The sequence below is a fragment of the Kitasatospora sp. P5_F3 genome (genome assembly GCF_054049135.1).
Genome location: NZ_JBFUMY010000065.1, coordinates 1 through 23,085 on the forward strand (window position 1 = coordinate 1; position 23,085 = coordinate 23,085).

10 protein-coding genes are annotated in these 23,085 nt (G+C 73.9%); 1 reads left to right on the forward strand and 9 read right to left on the reverse strand.

The window, feature by feature from the left end:
* From ACXJMZ_RS29225 to ACXJMZ_RS29260, 8 genes are all read right to left on the reverse strand, one after another.
* A partial coding sequence (locus tag ACXJMZ_RS29225) for a beta-ketoacyl synthase N-terminal-like domain-containing protein (protein ID WP_457033044.1) occupies positions 1–667 on the reverse strand: 667 nt, incomplete at its 3' end.
* The gene (locus tag ACXJMZ_RS29230) at positions 664–1,839 is read right to left on the reverse strand and encodes a beta-ketoacyl-[acyl-carrier-protein] synthase family protein (RefSeq protein ID WP_457033045.1); all 1,176 of its coding nucleotides are present in this window, start codon (positions 1,837–1,839) and stop codon (positions 664–666) included. The genes ACXJMZ_RS29230 and ACXJMZ_RS29225, both read right to left, overlap by 4 nt.
* Positions 1,840–1,866: 27 nt before the next feature.
* Entirely contained in the window at positions 1,867–2,829 is a 963-nt protein-coding gene (locus tag ACXJMZ_RS29235; protein WP_457033046.1) for a hypothetical protein, read from the reverse strand.
* The gene (locus tag ACXJMZ_RS29240) at positions 2,826–3,674 is read right to left on the reverse strand and encodes an alpha/beta fold hydrolase (protein ID WP_457033047.1); all 849 of its coding nucleotides are present in this window, start codon (positions 3,672–3,674) and stop codon (positions 2,826–2,828) included. The genes ACXJMZ_RS29235 and ACXJMZ_RS29240 overlap by 4 nt, the downstream gene beginning before the upstream one ends.
* Entirely contained in the window at positions 3,671–4,612 is a 942-nt protein-coding gene (locus tag ACXJMZ_RS29245) for a beta-ketoacyl synthase N-terminal-like domain-containing protein (RefSeq protein ID WP_457033048.1), read from the reverse strand. Before ACXJMZ_RS29245 ends, ACXJMZ_RS29240 begins: the two co-directional genes overlap by 4 nt.
* Positions 4,613–4,622: 10 nt before the next feature.
* Positions 4,623–5,765, reverse strand: a complete 1,143-nt coding sequence (locus ACXJMZ_RS29250; protein ID WP_457033049.1) for a beta-ketoacyl synthase N-terminal-like domain-containing protein — start codon at positions 5,763–5,765, stop codon at positions 4,623–4,625.
* The gene (locus ACXJMZ_RS29255) at positions 5,762–6,997 is read right to left on the reverse strand and encodes a beta-ketoacyl-[acyl-carrier-protein] synthase family protein (RefSeq protein ID WP_457033050.1); all 1,236 of its coding nucleotides are present in this window, start codon (positions 6,995–6,997) and stop codon (positions 5,762–5,764) included. Before ACXJMZ_RS29255 ends, ACXJMZ_RS29250 begins: the two co-directional genes overlap by 4 nt.
* 50 nt (positions 6,998–7,047) lie before the next feature.
* The gene (locus tag ACXJMZ_RS29260; RefSeq protein WP_457033051.1) at positions 7,048–7,293 is read right to left on the reverse strand and encodes an acyl carrier protein; all 246 of its coding nucleotides are present in this window, start codon (positions 7,291–7,293) and stop codon (positions 7,048–7,050) included.
* 374 nt (positions 7,294–7,667) lie between these two features.
* Here ACXJMZ_RS29260 and ACXJMZ_RS29265 point away from each other — a divergent pair, with 374 nt between their 5' ends.
* Positions 7,668–8,321: a hypothetical protein gene (locus tag ACXJMZ_RS29265; RefSeq protein WP_457033052.1), complete on the forward strand. Its 654-nt coding sequence runs from the start codon at positions 7,668–7,670 to the stop codon at positions 8,319–8,321.
* A 147-nt stretch (positions 8,322–8,468) separates the two neighbouring features.
* Here ACXJMZ_RS29265 and ACXJMZ_RS29270 read toward each other — a convergent pair.
* A partial coding sequence (locus ACXJMZ_RS29270) for an amino acid adenylation domain-containing protein (protein ID WP_457033053.1) occupies positions 8,469–23,085 on the reverse strand: 14,617 nt, incomplete at its 5' end.

Genomic DNA, 23,085 nt, shown 5'->3' on the forward strand with positions numbered 1-23,085 from the left:
GGCCGGACGGTACCGCCAGCGACGCCGCCCGTACGGTGCCCCGTACCGCGGCCCCGCGGCGGTGCGCCGACCCGGCCGGTTCGAGCACCAGGACTGCTGCCCCGGCCTCCCCGAGCCCGGCCGCCCGGTGCCCGGCCGGCAGGGCCGCCTCGGTGGCCCCGACCAGCAGAGCGCTGGCGCGGCCCCGCAGCACCGAGTTGCTGCCCAGGGCCAGCGCCTCGAACCCGGCCACGGCCGGCGAGGTGAGCGTCACCGCGAACCCCTTGGTGGCGAACTCGGTGGTGACCCGGCCCGCGTACGTGTTGATCGAGAAGTACGGTGCGAGGGCCGGGCTGAGCGCCTGGGCGCCCTGGTCCGCGACCGCCTCGTCCATACCGTCCAGGACCCCGGTGGCGGCGTGGTTGGTGGCGACCACCAGCGCCCGCTCGTCCTCGGGGACACGTTCCAGACCGCCCGCCTCCGCCACCGCCCGGCGGGTGGCGGCGAGCAGGTAGCCGCAGGCGGGCGGCAGGTAGCGGTAGCCGCGCGGGCCGAGCTGGCGCGCGACGTCGAACCACCCGGGGTCGGTCTGGCCGGCGCCGGGAGCCCCCTGGGCCGCCCGGCGCGGGTCGTCGGACCAGGGCGTGGTCACGCCCAGGCCGCTCACCACGAGATCCGTTGTGTTCACCGGAAGAGCTCCTCACCGTCGGTCGCCAGCAGGGCGAGCGAGACGTTGTTGCCGCCGAAGCCGTACGCGTTGGCCAGCACCGCCGGCCCGGCGAGCGGGACCGGCCCGATCGCCGGCAGCCAGAGCGGGCAGCGGGGGTCCGGGTTGGCCACGGGCACGTTGGGCATCACCTCGTGGTCCCGGACGACCAGCGCGGCGGTGAGCGCCGCGAAGGCGCCGGCCGCGCCGCCGGTGTGTCCGATCAACGCCTTGAGGCTGTAGACGGGCGTTCGGTCCAGGCGGTCGCCGAACAGCTCCCGCAGGGCAGCACTCTCCACCACGTCGTTGAGCTCGGTGCCGGTGCCGTGCGGGACGACGCAACCGACCTGGTCGAGGGTGAGTCCGGCCTCGCGCAGGGCCTCGGCCATGGCGCGCCGGATCTGCTCCCCGCCCGGATCCGGGCTGGTGATGTGGTGGGCGTCGCAGCTCCAGCCGCTGCCCCCGACCGCCGCGTAGCTGCGCGCGGCGCCGCGGCGGGCGGCGTGCTCGGCCGACTCCAGCACGAGCACTGCCGCGCCCTCGCCGAACACCGTGCCGCGCCGGTCGGCGTCGAACGGCCGGCACCGCTCCGGGTCGACCGCACCCATCCGGTTGAAGCAGGCCAGTGCCACTCGGGAGTACCCCTCGGCGCCGCCGGCCACCACCACGTCGGCCTCGCCGGAGCGGATCAGATCCGCCGCCATCGCCACCGCGTAGCCGCTGGCCGCACAGGCGTTGCCGACCACGGGGGCCGGTCCGCGGGCGCCGACCACCGCCGCGACCGCCTCGGCCACTCCGTAGGCCGAGCGGCCGGCCGGGTCGGGCCTGCCGGGGGCGTGCCGTTCGTCGTCGGCGCCGTCACCGATCGTGGTGCCGAAGACGACGGCGGTCCGGGTGCTGCCGAGCTCCCGGGGGTCCAGGCGGGCGTCCCTCAGCGCTTCTCGGGCCGCGGTCACCGCGAAGCCGGTGACCCGGCCGGGCCCGGCCGGGGTGTCGGGCACCAGGTACATCCGCCGGACCGGGACGTTCGCCCACGGGTCGGCGGTCTCCACCGGCAGGCTGTCCGCCTTGAGCAGGCCCCGGCGGAAGGCTTCCAGGCCGGTGCCGAGGGTCGAGACGGCGCCCAGGCCGGTGATCAGGACTTTGCCGTCCATCGTCGTTCTCCTGTCGTCGGCGGTGGCTCAGTGGGCTTCGCCGTGCAAGGCCCGCAGCAGCCGCTCGTCGAAGCGCACCAGGGACCAGTCCCGCCGGCTGTCGATGTGGGCGTAGCCGTGGGTGATGCGCCCGGTGGAGGTCGGCACCAGGACGCCGTCGCGCAGGACGAAGGTGTCCACCCGGGCGGCGTAGGTGAATTCCTTGAAAACCTCCTCCACGGTGAAGGCGATGATCAGCTCCTCCTCCATCAGCGACTCGTCGAGCACGGTGATCGTGGAGTGCGGCACCACCGGGATCCAGTCCTGCTCGGTCAGCAGGGTCCGGATCGACGCGCCGCGCTCCGCCAGGAACCGGTCGACGGCGTCCTCCATCACCCGCAGCAGGCCGGACAGCTGCAGCCGCTCGGTGAAGTGGCAGTAGAAGTACGGGATGCGCCAGCGCCACACCTCGGTGTTGCCCGCGGCGCGCAGCGCCTCGACCGCCTGCTCCGCAGAGACCGGACCGTCGGCCGGCGCCTGCTGCCCGGCGCTCCCGATCCGGCGCACGACGTAAGGCGCCAGGGCGGCCGGGGCGTCATGGCAGTCCGCGTTCTGCCGGAACACCACGCGCACCCGGGACGAGACGGCCTGGACGGGTTCGCCGTCCCGGTCCACGGTGAACTGCACGGTCAGCGCAAGCTGCCCCTCGGGGCCCCGGGCGTCCCGGCCGACGGACGGACGGACGGTGGCCGTCACCAGGTCGTCGATGTGCAGGGCGGTGGCGATCCTGGTGTCCAGTCCGACCAGCTCGGTGCCCAGGCCGTACTCCTCGTAGAGCCCGCCGGCCGGCAGGCCGCTCTCCCGAAGGTGCGTCAGCACGGCCTCCTCGACGAGGTAGTTGACGTGTTTGAAGCCGATCCAGGTGCAGATGTTGCAGCCTTCGTAGCGCGGCCGGAGGGTGACCGTCGTGGTGCGGTCGAGTGCCGGCCCGAGGTCGAGGGTGGTGGTCATGTCGGTTGCTCCTCTGGGTACGTGAACCGCACACCTGACCCGGATCGAGCCACCGGCGGTGCGGGATGAACAGGGCGGGTGCGGAGGGTTTCGGAGAAGAACGCGTCCAGCGCGGCGCTGAACGCGGCCGCGGCTTCGACCATGGCGAAGTGCCCGGTCTCCTGCAGGACCACCAGGCGGCCGGCCGGCAGGGCTGCCGCCAGGGCGGATCCGTCACACGGGGAGGCGGCCCGGTCGTCCTGCCCGGCCACCACCAGACACGGGCCGCGCAGGCGGTCCAGTCGCAGCCATGGGGTTCGCAGGTAGGTCTCGAAGAACCGCAGCCAGCCGTACGGGCCGATCTGGTCGCGCACATGGCGGCCCATCCCGTGCAGCACGTCCGCGTCCAGCGGGGAACAGCCGTGCATCAGGCGACGCGCGGCGATGCCGCTCTCCAGGAAGCGGTGGAACTCACCGAGGTAGTACGAGGCGGTCTCCCAGCGGAAGGCGTCCGGTGTGGGCCGGTAGAACGGGGACAGCAGCACCGTCGCCGTCGGCGGTCGGCCGCCCTCCTGGACCAGTGCCTCCAGCAGCAGGTTGGCGGCGAACGAGTGCGCGACCACCGCATCGAAGCGGGTGTCCAGCAGGTCCGCCACCAAGCGGGCGCAGCCCGGTTCGTGGGCCCAGCTCCGTTCGCCGTTGAAGCGCCAGGGCAGCTTGACGGTCCACAGTTCGAGCTCCGGGCCGGCCAAGGCGCGGTAGAGGTGCCAGATGTTGTCCCCGGCCCCCATCCCGTGCAGCAGCAGCACCTTGCGGGCGCCGGGGAGCAGACCCGGGCGGAGCAGCTGCATGCCGGGCCGGGTCATGCCGCGCCCCCGGTCGGTTCCAGCAGCAGGGTCGCCACGGCCACGTCCTGGCACCCGGCGGTCGCCAGGGTGGTACCGGCCCCGGCCGGGCGGGCGGCGGCGGCCGCGCACTGGAGCACGCCCAGTGCCCCGGAGGTGTCGCCGAGCACCCGGTCGAGGTCGTGGACGGTGGTCGTCGCCAGGGCGGGCGGCACCGGGCCGCCGTCCTGGCCGCCCAGCCAGAGCGAGATCCGGGGTACGCCACCGAGGGCGTCGATCCCGGCCGTCAGGGTGGCGGTGCGGTCGTAGCCACCGACCCGGACCCGCTCGTGGGCGCCGCGCTCCCGCGCGCTGCCGGCCTCCTCCAGGACCACCGCCGCCGCACCGTCGAACAGCGGGCCTTCGGCCCCGAGCAGGGACCTGAGCACCGGAGTGTCGGCCTCGACGCCGATCACCAGTGCCCGGCGGGCCCGGCCGGCCATGATCAGCCGACGCGCCCAGTGCACGGCGTCCAGCCCGGAGGCCGGGCCGTTGCACAGCGTCAGGTTGGGGCCGCCCAGCCGGAAGCGGATCGCGGCGGTGGAGGCCGCGATGTTGCTGGAGGCGTTGGGCAGGGCCATCGGACTGAGGTGTCCGGTCCCGTGCTCCGCGATGACCGCTGCGGCCTCGCACACGGTGTCGAGGTTGCCGTGGTTGCTGCTCACCACCACGGCACAGTCGTCCGGCAGGTGCTGGCTCCCGGTTCGCAGCAGGCCCGCGTCCTCCAGCGCCAGATGTGTCGCGGCGAGGGCCAGGCAGGTGGCGCGGTCCTTGTACCGCAGGCCGCGGCTGCCGAGCACCTCGGCCGGGTCGGCCCGCTCCAGCGCCGTCGGCCGGGACCAGGCCCGGGTCGCGCCCGGCAGCAACTGCCGGAGGTCGTGCAGGCCGGTCCCGAAGACGGCGGCCCCCGTTACGGTCACCGAGGTCACCTCAGACCGTCCCTTCCACCAGGGCGACCGCGTTGAGGCCGCCGAAACCGAATGCGTCGACCTGCGCGATCCGGACCGGCCGGTGCAGCTCGGCGCCGAGCACCAGGTCAAGTCCGGCGGCCTCGGGTACCAGGTCGCGGGTGCCTGCGGTCGGGGGGATCCGCCCGGTCCGCAGGGCCTCCACCGCGACGGTGAGCGCCATCAGCCCGGAGGCCCCCGAGGTGTGTCCGGTGGCGGCCTTGATCGCCGTGACGGCGGGCCGGTGGCCGGCGAACGCCTTGCCGAGCGCGATGGCCTCGGCCTCGTCGTTGAGCAGGGTGCCGGTGCCGTGCGCCATCACCAGGTCGATCTCGCCGGGGGTGAGGCGGGCCCGGGCGTGGGCCTGCCGGACGGTGCGCAGGATGCCCTCGGCGTCGGGGGCGGTCACGTGGTGGGCGTCGCAGCCCAGCGCCACGGAGCGCAGCACCGCCTGGGCCGGGCCGCTGCGGCGGAGCACCACCGCGGCCGCGCCCTCGCCGAGCAGTACGCCCTTGCGGGCCCGGTCGAACGGGCGCACTGCGTCGGGGTGTCCGGGTTGGACCCGGTCGAGGAGCCCGAGCATGCTCTCGGTGACCGTGTCGACTCCGGCCACCACCACGGTGTCCGCCTCCCCGCTCGCCAGCAGGTCGTCCGCCAGGCCGCAGGCGTACAGCGAGGCGGCACAGGCGTTGGAAAAGGTGTGACTGCGGGTGACGCCGAACCGCTCGCGCAGCGCGGTGCCGAAGTGCAGCTCGGCCGGTGTGACGGTGCTGCCCGCCTGCCGGCGCAGCTCGACCGTGCGCAGTTCGCGCAGTCCGGTGCCGACCAGGACCGGCACCGTGCTGAGGTCGGTCAGGCCGGCGTCGGCGGCGGCCAGGGCGATCGCCTCGCACAGCCAGGAGGTCGCCCGCAGCGGCAGGTCGGGTCCGCCGGCGGGTCGGTCGTCGATCTCGTAGCCGTGCTGGAGCCCGAACCGGGTGCGGTCGAAGGCGCGCAGCGGGGCGAGGGCGGTCCGGCCCTGGCACAGGGCCTCGAAGAGCTCGGGGACGGTGCGGCCCAAGGCGGTCACCACGCCTCGTCCGGCGATCCGGCTGCCGTCCGGCAGCCGCTCTGGTCCGGGGTTCACGTAGCCTCCACTCGGCCGAAGAGGGTGACCGCGTTGTTGCCCCCGAAGGCCAGCGCGTTGTTCTGCACGATGCGCAGATCGGCGGCGCGAGCCCGGTTGGGGACGCAGTCCAGGTCGCACTCCGGGTCGGTCTCGATGTGGTTGATGGTGGGCGGGATGAACTGCTCGGCGATGGCCAGTGCGCTGGCGGCGGCCGCCAACGCGCTTGCCGCGCCCATGGTGTGACCGATCATCGACTTGATCGAGACGGTGGGCGGGGTGACCCGGCCGAACACCTGGTGGATGGCGGCGGCCTCGGTGACGTCGTTCGCCTTGGTGCCGGTGCCGTGGGCCGAGATGAAGTCGACCTGGGCCGCCTCGATCCCGGCCGAGGCGTGGGCGATCCGCATGCACCGGGCGATGCTGTCCCGGTCGGGAGCGACCGGGTGGTGGGCGTCGCAGTTCAGCCCGTACCCCAGGACCTCCGCGTAGATCCGGGCGCCCCGGGCACGGGCGGCGGCCAGCGTCTCCAGGACCAGGATCCCGGCACCCTCGCCGGTGAGGATGCCCTGGCGCGAGACGTCGAACGGGCGGCAGCTCTCCGGTGCGATGGTGCCGAGCCGGTAGAAGCCGGCGAAGGTCTTGAGGCACACCGCGTCCGCTCCGCCGCACAGGGCCACCTGGACGTCGCCGGCCCGCACCGCGTCGTAGCCGTGCCCGATGGCGTAGTTGCCGGCTGCGCAGGCGGTGGGCATCGCGACGGCCTCGACGTCGGTCAGTCCGAGTTCGTGCGCGACGCCGGTGGCCAGCCGGACGGTGGAGACCCGCCGGGCGACCCGGGGGTCGCCGGCCGAGGGCCCGCCGGCGACCTGTGCGCCCACCAGCGCGTCGAGGTCGCGGGACTCGCCGTCGGTGGTGCCGACGGCGACCAGGGCCCGCCGGGCCCGGAGGTCCGGCTCGGCGAGGCCCGCGTCCTCGGCGGCCATCCGGGCTGCGGCGGCCGCGAACTGCGCGGCCCGGCCGAGCTCGTCGGGCCGGTGCCGACGCAGCCAGTCGGCGGCTTCGAAACCGGACACCTCGCAGCCCAGCGCGTGCGCGAATCCGGTGGTGTCGAACGCGGTGATGGGCCGTGCGGATCCGCGCCCGGCCCGCAGGCCTTCCAGGAATGCCTGTGCCCCGACGCCGATGCTGGTGACCGCCCCGATTCCGGTGACGACGACCCGCTGTTCCGGGTCCGTGACTCGGCTGGTCATGTCAACTCCCCAACAAGTGTGAGCGCGCTGTTGCTGTCCGGTCCGGTCGGTCAGTTGGAGGCGTCGGCGATGACCTCGAAGATTCCCTCGAGGTTCACCATCCGGCTCAGCTCGCCCTGGTCGATGGTCAGGGAGAACTTCTTCTCCAGGCCGGCCAGAATCTCGATGGCGCGCAGCGAGTCGGCGCCGTGGTCCTTGAAATAGCTGCTGTCGGTCAGCTCTTCGGGGTCGATCTCGAGGACATCACAGACAATGTCCTTGATGATCAGACGGCGCTCTTCGGTAACTGCAGCCATGGTTATCACCTCTGTGTCTCGACGGGGATCGGCTTGGCTGCCAAGGTATTCGGACCGAGTCGCCCGGCGGACGGATCTGGCAGCAAGCTGCTAACCGATGATCTTCGTGGCCGACCCCCCGCACCATATCGGGTGGATTCCGCGATACAGGCCGCCCGGGCCGTCGGTCGACGGCTGTGGTCAGCTCGACTGCCGCCGGTTATGCTTCGGGGGCGACTCTTGGACACAAGCGACGTACCACACGGGGGATCACGTTGTACGGTCAAGACCTTGAAAGTGAACGGAATGTCGGGTTCCGCCGGAGTCCGGACAATACGACCGGTCGGTTGGATTCGGCTTCGCAGCGAGAGATAGAACCCTGTGCTCTCGCGTACGTGCGAAAGGAGTTATTCGAGCGGTTCCGTATGGAGTCCGTTCGCCGTCCCATCGAGATCTGGGACGCCTGGCCCGAGGAGGCCCGCCTGCAGCCGGCCCTGCGGGCCCTGGAGGGCGAGCTGCTCGCCGGTGGCAGCCGGGTGTCCGCGCTGTGCGCCAGTGACACCGCGTTCCAGGAGGGTGGCCACCTGGCGCAGATCGCCGACGAGGGTGCCGAGGTGCGGGTCAGCGGCGCTCAGCTGCCCGAGGTGATCATCCTCGACCGTCGGATCGCCATCCTGCGCCCGCACGACGGCCGATTCGTCGAAAATGTACTGGTCATTCGCAATCCCTCCATAGTCACCGCCATGTGCAACACATTCGCCGTGCTCTGGCAGTCGGCCGTGGCCGTGGACGTGTTCCGGAACTGCGGACTCGCCCTGGACGACGAGACCACCGTGCAGGTGCTCGAACTCCTGGATGCCGGCTGCAAGGACGAAGCAGCGGCGCGAAAGCTCCAGATGTCCGTCCGCACATATCGCAGGCATGTCGCCCGGGTGATGGAGAACCTGGGTGCTGATTCACGTTTCCAGGCCGGTGCGCTTGCCCATCGAATGGGATTGCTGCACACCGTCCAGCCGCGTGGAGAAATGCGCAGCAGCTGTCGCGGCTGATGAGCGTGAAATGAATTACGGATCAGCCGGGAGAACATCCCCGTCGCCATGACACATCGGCGGCGGGGAGCTTTTCGTGCTTTCCTGGCCGGGACACAGGAATGCGGCGGAGGCCGGAGGCCGCCGCCGCATTTCCGTACGCCGCCGCTATCCCCGGGCGGTCCCGGATTCGCGCAGCAGGTCGTCGAGTATCCGTCCGATGTGGCGGAGCGGCTCCGACTCGGTCATCCGGTGGTGCTCGCAGTCGATGTCGTGGCTGCGGACCGTCCCGGTGACGAACGGCTCCCACAGGGCCGGGGACGCGACGTGCGCGGTGTCGCCACGCGCGGCCCGGAAGAGCAGCACGTCGCCCCGGTGGACGCCCGGGACGAACTCCTGCCGGAGCCGGTAGTTGGTGCGGTACACCTCCACGAAGGCGCGCAGCTGGTCTTCGTCCAGCGCCTCGATGCCGTTCTCCCTCAGCAGGCGGGCGACCGTTTCCGGCGTCATGTCGTGGTGGCCCACCTCGCCCGTCAGGGAGCCGAAGTAGTCGAGGGCGCCGGCCAGGATCTGCGCCTCCCCGGGTGTTCCCGGCTCGGCCCCGTCCGTGTACGGATAGGCGTCCAGGAGCGCCAGCAGGGCGATCTCCTCCCCGGCGTCCCCCAGCTGTCGGGCCGTCTCGTGCGCGAGGACGCCGCCGAACGACCAACCGAGCAGGTGGTAGGGCCCGCTCGGCTGGATTTCGCGGATCAGCCGTACGTAGTCGGCCGCCATCTGTCGCAGCGACTCGGGCCGGACCTCCGGCCTGGTCAGTCCGGGCGCCTGCAGCCCGTACAACGGGCGATCGGCGCCGATCGACTGGAGCAGGCCCGCGTAGCACCAGCTGATGCCGCCGGCCGGGTGGATGCAGAACAGCGGCGGTCGGGAGCCGGTGGCGCGCAGGGGCAGTACCGGTTCGAGCGCCCCGGTGGGCGAGGTGGGCAGGCCGATCCGCTCGGCCAGCAGGGCGGGTGTGGGGGCCTCGAACAGTGCCCGGACCGACAGTGCGGACCCGGTCACGTCCTGGGCTCCCTTGATCAGGCGGGCGGCCAGCAGGGAGTGGCCGCCGAGCTCGAAGAAGTTGTCGTCGATCCCCACGCCTGGCAGGCCCAGGGCGTCCGCGAAGAGCTCGCACAGCACCTGCTCGTGCGGGGTGCGCGGGCGGCGGCCGGGCCCGGTGGACAGCTCCGGAGCGGGCAGCGCGGCCCGGTCGAGCTTCCGGTTCTGGTTCAGCGGCAGTTGGGCCAGCTCCACGAAGGCCGTGGGCACCATGTGCTCCGGCAGCTCGCTCCGTAGCGCGGTGCGCAGGGCGGTGCGGTCCAGTTCCGCTCCGGGGGCCGGTACCAGGTAGCCCACCAGCAGTGGCCCGCGCGGGCCCTCGACCACCTGCACCGTGGTGTCGGCGATCTCCGGACGCCTGCGCAGCCGGGCCTCGATCTCGCCGAGTTCGACCCGGAAGCCGCGCAGCTTGACCTGGGTGTCCGCGCGGCCGATGAACTGCAGCTCACCCCCGGCCAGTTGGCGCGCCAGGTCACCGGTGCGGTACATCCGCTCCCCGGGTGCGCCGGAGGGGCAGGCGACGAACCGGTGCGCGGTCAGCGCCGGACGGTTGAGGTACCCCCGGGTCAACTGCGGCCCCGACAGGTAGAGTTCGCCCGCCGCACCCGGTGGGACCGGCATCAGGCCCGCGTCCAGCACATGCACCCGGAGCCCGTCGAACGGCCCGCCGATCGGGACGTTCGGGGGCTCGGCGCCGGGTGCCAGGATCGTGTGCCTGCTGGTCAGCACGGTGTTCTCGGTGGGCCCGTACACGTTGGCGAGCACCGGCCGGTCCGTCGGGAACAGCTCGTACCAGGGCTCCAGCCGACTGGTCTCCAGGATCTCGCCACCGATCGCCACCGTGCGCAGGGCGAGCCGGGACGCGGTGTCCGGGTCCGCCAGGACGGCCTCCAGCAGCTGCTGGAACGAGGACGGCGTCTGGGTCAGGTCGGTGACCTGCTCCTCGACCAGCAGCCGGAGGAACGCCGGGCCCGAGTGGACCTGCTCCTGCGACACCAGCACACTGCGGCCGCCGTGTAGCAGTGCCGCCAGCAGCTCCCAGACCGAGAAGTCGAAGGCGTACGAGTGGAACACCGTCCACACCCCGGAGCGGTCGAGGTCGAACCGGCGGTCGGCGGCCCGGAACAGGTGCAGTACGCCGGAGTGCGTCACGACGACGCCCTTCGGCACTCCGGTGGACCCGGAGGTGTAGATCACGTAGGCGGCGTGCTCCCCGGTCAGTGGCGAGCGGCGTTCGGCGTCGGCCACCGCCGTGGCCGGCAACAGGTCCAGCTCCCGCAGGGTGTCGGGCTCGTCGAGCACGACCAGCGGGACACCCTCGGGCAGGTCGGCCGCCACCTCGCGCACGGTGACCAGGCAGACCGGATCGGCGTCCCGCAGCACGGTCGCGAGACGCTGGGCCGGGTGGGCCGGATCGAGCGGGACGTAGACGGCACCGGCCTTGAGGACGCCCAGCACGGCCACCACCTGCGCGGTGCCGCGGGGCAGCGCCAGGGCGACGGCCCGCTCGGGGGCCGCGCCACGGCCGATGAGCAGCCGGGCGAGCCGGTCGGCCTGCTCGTTCAGCTCCCGATAGGTGAGCCGTTCGTCCCCGTACACCACGGCGATCTGGTCCGGGACCCGGGCGGCGACGCGCTCGAACGCCTGCGGCACGGTCTGTGCCTCGGCCGTTGCCGGGCGTGGCCCGGTCGTCCCGCTCCACCGCTCGATCAGTGCGGACTCCTCCCCGGACAGCAGCGGCAGCCGGGTCACCGGCTGCTCCGGGTCGGCCACCGCCTGCCGCAACAGCTCCACGTAGCGATCGGCGATGTCCCGCACCGTTCCGGGATCGAACAGGTCGGAGCTGTACTCGATGAAGCCCTCGATGCCGTCGGGCTCCCCGGCCGCGGTCTGCTGCTCGGCGAGCGTGACCGTCAGCTCCCAACGGGCGGTGCCGGGATCGACGGGGAGGAACTCCGCGCTCAGACCGGGCAGCGCCAGGTCCTCGCGCGGCATGTTCTGCAGGGCGAGCCCGACCTGGAACAGGGGCTGCCGGGAGAGCGAGCGCTCCGGGTTGAGCACCTCCACCAGGCGCTCGAACGGTACGTCCTGGTGGGCGTACGCCTCCAGGTCGGTGGCCCGGGCCCGGGCCAGCAGCTCGCGGAAGCCCGGGTGCCCCGAGACGTCCAGGCGGAGCACCAGCATGTTGACGAAGAACCCCACCAGGTCGTCGGTGGCGGTGTCGCTGCGCCCCGCGACCGGACTGCCCAGCGGGATGTCGGTGCCGGCGCCGAGCCGGCACAGCAGCGCGGCGAGACCGGCGTGCAGCGCCATGAACAGGGTGGCGTGCTCCGCCCGGGCCAGCGCCGCGAGCCGCCGGTGCAGCTCGGCGGGGATCCGGAACGGCGCCAGGCCGCCCGCGCCGCTGGCCACGGCCGGCCTGCGCCGGTCGACCGGCAGCTCGAGTTCGGCCGGCAGGTCGCTCAACCGGTGCTCCCAGTAGGCGATCTGACGGGACATCCGGCTGTCCGGATCGGCCTCGTCGCCGAGCACCTCGCGCTGCCACAGCGTGTAGTCGGCGTACTGCACGGGCAGCCGCCCGAGGTCGGGCTCGGCGTCGCGGGCACGCGCGGCGTAGGCCGTGGTGAGGTCCCTGATCAGGGGGCCCATCGACCAGCCGTCGCCGGCGATGTGATGCAGCAGGAGCAGCAGCACGTGATCCTCCGGCCCGATCCGGAACACCCGGACCCGCAGCGGTGGTTCGCTGCCGATCTCGAAGCCCTGCCCGACCGCCGTGGCGAGGGCGGCGGCCAGACCGTCCTCGTCGGTGTCCTCGACCGCGAGCACGGCGGGCACCTCCTCGGGGGAGAGCAGGTACTGGTACGGCTCACCGGCGAAGTCGGGGAAGACCGTCCGCAGCGCCTCCTGACGGAGCAGCAGGTCGGCCAGGGCGCTGCGGATCGCGGCCAGGTCCAGCCGCCCGGTCAGCCGCAGGGCCGCGGGGATGGTGTAGGTGGCGCTGGGGCCCTGCAACTGGTGCAGGAACCACAGGCGTCGCTGGGCGAAGGACAGCGGCACCCGTTCGGGCCGCTCCCTCGGCCCCAGCGGCGGCTGGGTGCCCGCCGTGTCGTCCAGCCGGCGGGCGAGCTCGGCCGGGGTCGGGGCCTCGAACAGCGCCCTGACCGGCAGTTCGACACCGAGCAGCGCGCGCACCCGGCTCACCAGGCGCATCGCTCCGAGCGAGTGGCCGCCCAGCCGGAAGAAGTCGTCGTCGGCGCCGACCCGGGGGAGGCCGAGGACGACCGCGAACGCCTCGCACAGGATCTCCTCCCGGGGCGTGCCGGGACGGCGGCCGACGGCGGGAGCGGCGGGGGCCGGCAGCGCCCGGTGGTCGAGCTTGCCGTTGCCGGTCAGCGGGAACGAGGTCAGCGGGACCAGCACGGCGGGCACCATGTAGCGGGGCAGCGCGGACGCCAACCAGTCGCCCCACTCGGTGGGTCCGCTGTCCGAGCCCGGCACCGGCAGCACGTACCCGACCAGCTGCTTGTCACCGGGCCGGACCTCGCGCACCAGCACGGCGGCCCGGACGACGTCCGGGTGCGCGGCGAGGCGGGCCTCGATCTCCCCGGGTTCGATCCGGAAGCCCCGCAGCTTCACCTGCGTGTCGGCACGGCCGAGGAACTCCAGCAGGCCGTCGGAGCGCCGCCGGACCAGGTCGCCGGTGCGGTACATCCGCTCACCGGGCGGCCCGAACGGGCAGGCGACGAACCGCTCCGCGGTGAGGTCCGCCCGGCCGTGGTAGCCCCGGGCGAGCCCGGCCCCGGCGAGGTAGAGCTCGCCGGCGAATCCGCCGGGCACCGGCAGCAGCGCGGGGTCCAACACGTAGGCGCGGGTGTCCTGCAGGGGTTCTCCGATCGGCAGCGCCGCTTCCGGCCAGCCGTCCCGGGGCACCCGGAACGTCGTCACGCCCAAGGTCGCCTCGGTCGGCCCGTAGAGGTTGTGGACCGCCGTGCCGGGGCTGTGCGCGAGCACCGCGCGGACGGCCGGGACCGACACCCGGTCGCCGCCCGTCCACACCTCGCGCAGGCCCGCGAAGCTCTCCGGGGCGGTGTCCGCGAGCACCCCGAACAGACCGGCGGCCATCATCACGCAGGTGACGCCGTGTCGGGCGACGGCCTCGCGCAGCACGTCGCCCTGCAGCTCGCCGGGCGGGGCCACCACGACGGCCGCCCCGGTCAGCAACGGCACCCACAGTTCGTACGTCGAAGCGTCGAAGGCGTACGGCGAGTGCAGCAGGACCCGCTCTCCGGGGCCGGCCCGCCAGCACCGGTCGAGCGCGAGGGCCAGCACGTCGCGGTGGGTGATGCCGATGCCCTTGGGCTCGCCGGTGGAGCCAGAGGTGTACATCAGGTACGCGAGCTGCTCCGGGTCCCCGTGGTGGGGCAGTGCCGGGTGCGCGTGCGGCTGCCCGGTCCCGTCGTCCGGCACCAGGACCGGGACGCCGGACGGCGGGGTGCGCCGCTCGGCGAACTCCGGATCGGTGAGCAGGGCGGCGGCGCCGGTCGACGCCAGGACGGCGGCGACCCGGGCCTCCGGGTCCTCGGGCCGCAGCGGCAGGTAGCTGCCGCCCGTCAGCAGAACGGCCAGGGTGGACACCACCAGGTCGGTCGAACGCCGCTGCAGCACCGCGACCGGGGACTCGGGACCGACCCCGTGCCGGCGCAGCCGGCCGGCCAGGTGCAGGGCCCGGTCACGCAGCTCCCGGTAGGTCAGCCGGTGGTCGCCCTCGACGACCGCGACGGCGTCGGGGGTGCGGGCCACCTGGGCCAGGAACCGCTCGTGCACGGTGCCGTCGGTGCGCGCGGGATCGCTCGCCCGGCCGGCGGACCCGGCCAGCTGCCGGTGCCGCTCGGCGGGGCCGGTCGGGTCGAAGCGGCCGACCGGCCGGGTGGCCTGGCCCGGCAGGGCGGTGAGGATGCGCAGGAACTCGGCGAGCAGCCGCTCGGCGTCGGTGTCGTCGAACACGTCCGGCCGGTGGTCCAGCCGGAAGACCAGCCGTCGGCCGGGGCCGACCGCCAGACCCAGCGGGTAGTGGGTGGCGTCCGTGCTGCCGACGCCGGCCAGCCGCAGGCCGGGGGCGAGGTCGTGGCTGCCGGAGGACGGGAAGTTCTCGACCGCCACGATGGTGTCGAACAACGGGCCGTGCCCGGCGAGTTCCTGGATCCGGGACAGGCTGACGAAGTGATGGTCCATCAGGTCGATCTGCTCGGACCTGATCCGCTCCAGCACGGCTTCGACGGGCTCGCCCGCGGTCCACCGCACCCGGGTCGGCACGGTGTTCATGAACAGGCCGATCATGTTCTCCAGATCGGGCACGTCGCCGGTGCGGCCGGACACCGTGGTGCCGAACACCACGTCGTCGCTGCCGGTGAGGCGGCGCAGCAGCAACGCCCAGGCCAGCTGGACCAGGTTGCTCAGGGTCAGCCCCCGGCTCCGGGCGAAGGCGGTGACCGCCGCGGACTCCTCCTCCGGCAGCTCCCGCACCAGGCGGCGGGCCCGCACCCCGGCCGCCACCGGGCCCGCCGGGGCGGTCAGGGTCGGTTCGGCCGGGCCGGTCAGGTGCCGCCGCCAGGCGTCCTCGGCTCCGGCCACGTCCTGCTGCTCCAGCCAGTCCAGGTACGCGCGGTGCCCGGTCACCGGCGGCAGGGTGGTGTCGTGGCCGCCGGCCGCGTAGTGCGCGAACAGCTCACGCAGCATCAGCGGCATCGACCAGCCGTCGAGCAGGATGTGGTGGTGCGTCAGCAGCAGTCGGTAGCGCTGCCCGGCCGCCAGCCGGACCAGGGTGGCGCGGATCAGCGGCGGGGCGGCCGGGTCGAAGCGGCGCTCCCCGTCCTCGGCCGTCAGCCGGTCCAGGGCGGTCCGCTGCTCGGCCTCGGCCAGGCCGCTCAGATCGACCTCGGCCAGTCGGAAGCCGGCCGAAGCACCGTCGAACCGCACCGGCCGTTCGACTCCCTGCTGCCGGAAACCGGCCCGCAACGCGGGCTGCCGGGAGAGCAGGGCCAGGAACGCGGCCTCCAGGACCGCCGGGTCGACGACCCCGGCCAGGTCCAGGTGCAGCTGCACGGCGTACAGGTCGGGCGCGGCCTCGTCGTACAGCGCGTGGAACAGCAGGCCCTCCTGGAGCGGGGTGAGCGGCAGCTCCGGCTCGGCCGGGCCCGACCGGGCGTGGGGCGGTCCGGCCGGCCGGTCGGAGCCGTCCAGGTCACCGGCCGGTCCCTCGGGCCCGTCCGGCCCGCCGTCCGACCCGCCGTCCGGCCCGTCCAGCAGTTCGTGGACTGCCGCCGCCCAGTGCCGGGCCAGCGCACCGACCTGATCCGCCGTCAGCAGCCGCCCGGCCCAGGTGAGACCGGCGGCGAGCTCGGGCCCGCCGTCGCCGTCCTGGAAGTACGTGGTGACGCCGAGCAGGTGCGGCAGCGCCATCGCCGGGTCGAGGCCGCCCTGCGGAAGGGCGGACCCGGCCGGCTGCCAGGGGCCGGTGGCCCGGGACGCCGGACGCCCGAGATGGTTGAAGCCGATCTGCGGCCGCGGCAGGGCGGCGAGCAGGGGGCCGGTCTGGGCGTTGAGGTGGCGCAGTATGCCGAAGCCGAGGCCGTCGGCCGGTACCGCGCGCAACTGCTCGCGGACGGTACCGAGGGCCAGGGCGGCGGAGCCACCCTGCCGGGCCGCGCCCGGGTCGAGCCGGACCGGGTGGAAGCTGGTCAGCCAGCCCACCGTCCGGGTCGCGTCGTGCCCGGCCGGCCCGGCGGCGCGCCCGTGCCCTTCGACGTCCACCAGGACGTCGGCACCGGTCGCACCCCGTTCCCGCCGCCAGCGGTCGACGGCCACCGCCAGGGCGGTGAGCAGGATCTCCTCCGCGGCCTCGGACGGTTGCGCGAGCAGCGCCGCGCTGGTGCCTGCGGGCAGGGTGACGGTGAGGTGTTCGGCGCTGGACGCCGGTTCCCGCGGCGGCTGCCCGTCGGTCTCCACCAGCGAGGCGTCCCCGTCGGCCAGGGTGTCCACCCAGTACGGCAGTTCGGCCAGTCGTTCGGTGGTGCTCGCCTGGCCGGTCAGCCAGTCGGCCCACTGCCGGAACCCGGCGCCGGCCGGGCCGGGGGCCGGCGCGCCGGAGCGGACGGCCGTCCAGGCCCGGGCCAGGTCCGCACGCAGGACCCCCCAGGAGACCGCGTCGACCGCCAGATGGTGCACCACCAGCAGCAACCGCCCCGCCCCGGTGCCGCCCGGAGCGAGCACCGCCCGCAGCAGCCGGCCGGCCGCCGGGTCGAGCTGCCGGGCGGCCTCGGCCACGTGGTCGGCCAGCTCGGTCCCGCCGTCGACCACCCGTAGGCAGTCGTCGGCCAGGACCGCCCCGACGGGCTGCTCCTCCAGCGTCCAGACCAGCCCGTTGGCCAGGCTGGTGAGCTTGAGCCGCAGGGCGTCGTGCCCGTCCAGCACCCGCTGCAGGGTGGCCCGCACGCTCGGTCCGTCGGCCTCGGTGGGCAGCTCCAGCAACAGCGACTGGTAGAAGCCGTCGATGCCGCCGCCCTGCTCACGCAGCCAGTGCATGGCGGGGGTGAGCGCCACCGGTCCGCCGGTGGCCGCGACCGGCCCGGCGGGGCCGTCGTCGGTGAGCCGGCTCTCGGCCAGTTCGGCCAGCCGGGCCACCGTCTTGTGCTGGAAGACGTCCCGCGCGGAGATCCGCAGACCGGCCTTGCGGGCCCGGCTGACCAGTTGGATCGACAGGATGCTGTCCCCGCCGAGGTCGAAGAAGCTGTCCTCGACACCGACCGAGGGCAGGCCCAGCAGGTCGGCGAAGACCTTGCCGATCGCCTCCTCGGCGGGCGTGCCGGCCGCCCGGCCGCCGGTCCGGCCGGACAGGTCGGGCAGTGGCAGTGCGGCGCGGTCGAGCTTGCCGTTCGGAGTCAGCGGGAACCCGTCGAGTGCCACGAACGCGGCCGGGATCATGAACTCCGGCAACTGCCCGGCCAGGTGGTTGCGCAGCACCCGGGAGTCCGCAGTCCGTCCGGGCCGCGGCAGTACGTAGGCGATCAGCCGCCGCTCGCCGGGCTGGACCTCGGCCAACACCACGGCCGCGCGGGCCACCTCGGGGTGGCCTGCCAGCGCGAGCTCGATCTCGCCGGGCTCGACCCGGAAGCCGCGCACCTTGATCTGCTCGTCCGCCCGTCCGACGAACTCCAGTACGCCGTCCGGCCGTTGCCGCACCACGTCGCCGGTGCGGTACATCCGCTCGCCCGGCGCCCCGAACGGGCAGGCCACGAAGCGCTCGGTGGTCAGGCCGGGCCGACCGACGTAGCCCCGGGCCAGCCCGGCGCCCGCGATGTACAGCTCGCCTGCGCAGCCCACCGGCAGCGGTGCCAACCGGTCGTCCAGGACGTAGGCCCGGGTGTTGTCCAGCGGCCGGCCGATCGGCACGGCGGAGCTGATCCGTTCCGGCGCGCGGATGCCGAACCAGGTGACGCCGAGGGTGGTCTCGGTGGGTCCGTACAGGCACTTCACCACGGTGTCCGGGCAGTGGTCGAGCACGCGCTGCACGGCGGTGGGCGGCACGACGTCGCCGCCGGTCCAGATCTCCCGCATCCCGGCGAAGCACTCCGGGGCCTCGTCGGCGACCACGCCGAACAGGCCGGAGGTCAGCAGTGCTCCGGTGACCCGCTGATCGGTGATCAGCTGCCGCAGCAGGGCCACGTCCGGTTCGGCGGACGGTGCCACCACCACGCAGCCGCCGGTGAGCAGCGGGGTCCAGATCTCGTACGTCGAGATGTCGAAGGCGTACGGGGCCTGCATCAGCACCCGGGAGCCGGGGCCGGAGTCCCAGCAGCCGTCGAGCGCCAGGTGGACCACGTCCCGGTGGGTGATCCCGCTGCCCTTGGGGACGCCGGTGGAGCCGGAGGTGTACATGATGTACGCGAGCTGGTCGGGGTCGGCGGCGGCACCGGGGTCGGTGTCCGGCCAGTCGCGGGCGTCCGGGCCCGGCTCGGCGTCCACGACCACGACCTCGGCGGAGTGCGGGAAGTCCCGCTGTTCGCCGGCGCGGTCCACCAGCAGCACCCGGGCGCCGCTCTCCTGCATCACCTGCCGCATCCGGGCGGCCGGGTAGCCGGAGTGCAGGGGCACGTACACCCCGCCGGCTTTGAGCACGGCCAGCAGCGAGACCAGCAGGTCCGCGGTCCGCTCCTGCAGCACGCCGACGGCGGACTCGGGGCCCACCCCGAGATCGCGCAGTCGGTGCGCCAGCCGGTTGGCCCGCCGGTCGAGCTGACGGTAGGTCAGCTCGGTGGCGCCGGCCACCACCGCCGGGGCGTCCGGGGTACGGGCCGCCTGCTCGGCGAACAGCCGGTGCACCGCCCGCCCGGCCTGCGGCAGTGGCCGGTCGGTGGCGTTGAACTGCACGACCGTGCGCTGCCACTCCTGCGGGGAGAGGATCTCGGGCCGGGTCGCGCGGCGGTCCGGATCGGCGGCGACCGCCTCCAGCAGTCGCACCAGCCGGCCGGAGATCTCCTCGACCGTGGCCCGGTCGAACAGGTCGGTGCTGTAGTCGACCACGGCGTCGACCCCGTCGGGGCGGCCGTCCTCGGTGAACCGCTCACGGAAGTGGTAGGACAGGTCGAACCGGGCGACCGAGCCGCGCACCGGTTCGACGGCCACCCGTAGGCCGGGCAGGGCCAGTTGGGCCCGCTCCAGGTTCTGCAGCTGGACCGCCACCTGGAACAGTGGCTGACGGGCCATCGAACGCTCCGGGTTGAGCGCGTCCACCAGTCGTTCGAACGGCAGGTCCTGGTGCGCGTAGGCGGCCAGGTCGGTGGCGCGGACCCGGGCCAGGAGCTCCCGGAAGCTCGGGTCGCCGGAGGCGTCGGTGCGCAGCACCAGCGTGTTGACGAAGAAGCCGACCAGGTCGTTCAGCCCGTCGTCGGTGCGCCCCGCGATCGGGCTGCCGAGCGGGATGTCGGTCCCCGCGCCGAGCTGGACGAGCGTGCCGACCAGTGCCGTCTGCAGCACCATGAACAGGGTCGCGCGGCTCTCCTGCGCCAGCCCGATCAGCTGCCGGTGCAGCGCCCGGTCGACCGACAGGAAGCACTCCTCGCCGCGGTAGCTGGAGACCGGCGGCCGCGGCCGGTCGGTGGGCAGCGCCAACTCCTCCGGTGCGTCGCGGAGTACCTCGGTCCAGTGCCGCAACTGGGTGGAGAGCAGGCTGTGCTGGTCCTCCGCGGTGCCGAGCAGCCGCTCCTGCCAGAGCGAGTAGTCGGCGTACTGGACGGGCAGCGGTTCCCAGGTCGGGGCCTCGCCGCGGACCCGGCAGGCGTAGGCGGTGGTGAGGTCGTTGATCAGCGGTCGCATCGACCAGCCGTCGCCGGCCGTGTGGTGGATCAACAGCAGCAGCACGTGCTCGCGCGGCTCGACCTCGAACAGCTGTGCACGCAGCGGGAGTTCATCGGCGAGGGCGAAGCAGTACTCGCGGGCGCGGGCCAGCCGATCGGCCAGCTCGTGCCGCGCACAGCCGGTGTGCTCCCAGTACGGCTCGGCCGCGGCCGGGTCGACGATCTCCTGGCGGGCCCGGCCGTCGGTCGCGACCAGGCGGGTGCGCAGGGCCTCGTGTCGCCGGACGACGTCACGGACGGCGGAGCGCAGCGCGGTGGCGTCGAGTGCGCCCTCCAGCCGCAGGGCCAGCGGGATGTTGTACGCGGGGCTGGGCCCCTGAAGGTGGTCCAGGAACCACAGCCTGCGCTGGGCGAAGGAGAGCGGGATCTCGGTCGGCCGGACCGTCGGCACCAGTGGCGGCCGGGCGCTGGAGGCGCCGCCGAGCCGTCGGGCCATGCCCGCGACGGTCGGCTCCTCGAAGATGCCGCGCACGCTCAGCTCCTGGCCGAGCTCGGCCCTGATCCGGCTGGTCAGCCGGGTGGCCAACAGCGAGTGGCCGCCCAGATCGAAGAAGTTGTCGTCGATCCCGACCTCGGCGAGGCCGAGCACCTCGGCGCAGAGCGCGCAGAGGATCTCCTCGTGCGGCGTGCGCGGCTGCCGGCCGCGCGGGCGGACGGCGAAGTCCGGCGCGGGCAGCGCGTTGCGGTCGAGCTTGCCGCTGCGGGTGCGGGGCAGCTCCGGCAGCACGACCAGGGCCGAGGGCACCAGGTGTTCGGGCAGCCGCTCGCGGAGCGCCGTGGTCAGCGCGGTGGTCAGCGCGTCGGCGTCCAGCGGGCCCCGGGCGGGCTCGTTGGCGTGCGGGCGACGGCTGGCCGGGCCGCGCTCGGCCGGGGCGGACGGGCCGGTGAGCACCGGGGCGTCGTCCGCGCCCGGCAGCAGCAGGACGTCCAGGCTGCCGTCCTCTGCGTCGGCGTTCCAGGTCAGCACGGCCCGGTAGCCGTGCAGTTCGGCGAGCCGGTGGAAGTCGTCCGGCTCGGGCAGGGTCGGATCGGGTGTCCGGAACAGCCGGTGCACCGTCTCCAGACTCGCCCGGTCGTCCAGGGCACGGGCCGCCGCCGCCTCGTTGGCGACCCGGCTGTTGGGCACCCGGGACAGCCGCAGGGCCTCCGGCCGGTCCGCCGCTGCGGACAGCCGGGCCGCCAGGGCGTCCAGGCCGCCGAGCTCGGTCCAGGGCAGGACGCGGACCGCAGCCGGGGCCGCGCCGTCGGCCGGCGGGGTGCGGTCGAGCGGCTTCTTGTGGATGACCACGTCGTAGCGGTACCGGCTCATCTCGTTCTGGTGCCGGCCCAGCTTGACCCGGACGTCCACGCCCGCGATCTCCGGCAGCAGGTCGGGCAGCTCCGCGAAGTAGTCCGGGTCGACCAGGAGTTCCTTCTCCAGGGCGGTCCTGCGGTCGACCGCGCGGCGCAGCGCCGCCGGGTCGGTGGACCGCTCGCTGCGGGTGAGTTCGACCGCGGCGCGCAGCGTGCGCAGCAGGCGCAGGTTGCGGATGTCGCCGAGGAAGAGCCGGCCGCCGGGGGCGAGGGCGTCGACGGACTTCCGGATGACGTCGGTCAGGTAGTCGAGGTGCGGGAAGTACTGCGCCACCGAGTTGATCACGACGGTGTCCAGTACACCGACCGGCAGTCCGTCGAACTCGTCCGCGGCCCGGGCGAACAGCCGGACCCGGGAGGTCAGTTCGGGCTGCTCGGAGATCTGCTCGCGGAGTGCCTCGACCACGGCGGGGGAGAGGTCGGTGCCCCAGTACTCGTCGCACTCCCGGGCCAGGGTGGCCAGCAGCAGGCCGGTACCCACGCCGATCTCCAGCACCCGGCGCGGCCGCAGCGACAGGATCCGGTCCAGGGTCGCGGTGCGCCACTCCCGCATCTCCGTCAGCGGGATCGGTGTGCCGTCGTAACTGCTGTTCCAGCCACCGAAGTTCTCACCGAAGGTGAGGGCGGAGGCGTCGGCGTACTGGGCGTCGAAGATCTCCTGCCACTCGCCGACCCGGCGGTCGCTGTCGTCCGACGCGGTGGGCTCGGGCCCGGTCGCGGTGGTCAGGTAGGCGACCAGCCGGTCCGCGCCGGTGTGGTCCGGACGGGCCACCACGACCGCCTGGCCGACCAGGGCGTGCTCGGTCAGCGCGGCCTCGATCTCCCCCGGTTCGATCCGGAAGCCACGCACCTTCACCTGGTCGTCGGCCCGGCCCTGGTAGAGCAGTTGTCCCTCGGTGTTCCAACGGGCGAGGTCGCCGGTGCGGTACATCCGCTCGCCCGCCGCCCCGAACGGGCAGGCCACGAAGCGTCCTGCGGTCTGCCCGGGCCGGTCGTGGTAGCCGCGGGCGAGACCCTCACCGGCCAGGTACAGCTCGCCGGTGACCCCGGCCGGCACCGGCCGCAGGGCGTGGTCGAGCACGTAGGCGCGGGTGTGGGCGACCGGGCTGCCGATCGGCGGCACCCCGGCCTCGGTGAGCGGCCGGCTGGTGGTGGCGCAGATGGTCCCCTCGGTGGGGCCGTAGGCGTTGATCATGCGGCGCCCGGCGGACCAGCGGGTGACCAGCTCGGGCGGGCACGCCTCGCCGCCGACCAGCAGGGTGCGCAGGTGCTCCAGCCGGGCGGGCTGCACGGTGGCGAGCACGGTGGGCGGGATCAGCGTCAGCGACACCCGCTGATCGGCGAGTACCGCGGCCAGGGTCTCCCCGGCGAGCACGGCGCCCGCGGGCGGCACCACCAGCGCGGCGCCGTTCGGCAGGGCCATCAGCAGCTCCATCACCGAGGCGTCGAAGCTCGGCGAGGCGAACTGGAGCACCCGGTCCGCCGCCGTGACGGCGAACCGCTCCGCCATGGTGGCGATCAGGCCCGGCAGACCGGTGTGGGTGACCAGCACGCCCTTGGGGCGGCCGGTGGAGCCGGAGGTGTAGATCATGTAGGCCGGGTGCTCGGGGCGCAGCGGTGTCCGGCGGTCGGCGTCGGTGGGGTCGGTGCCGGGCTGCCAGGCGTGGTCGGGGTGGTCGGTGAGGTGGAGTCGGGTGGGGTCGACGGGGAGGCGTTCGGTGAGGTCGGCGGTGGTGATGACGAGGCTCGGTCGGGCGTCCTCGATCATGGCGGTGATGCGGTCGGTGGGGTAGTCGGGGTCGAGCGGGAGGTAGGCGGCGCCGGCCTTGAGGACGGCCAGTGCGGCGATGACGAGGTCGACGGAGCGGGGCAGCGCGAGCGCCACCACGTCCTCCGGGCCGATGCCCCGGCCGATCAGCGCG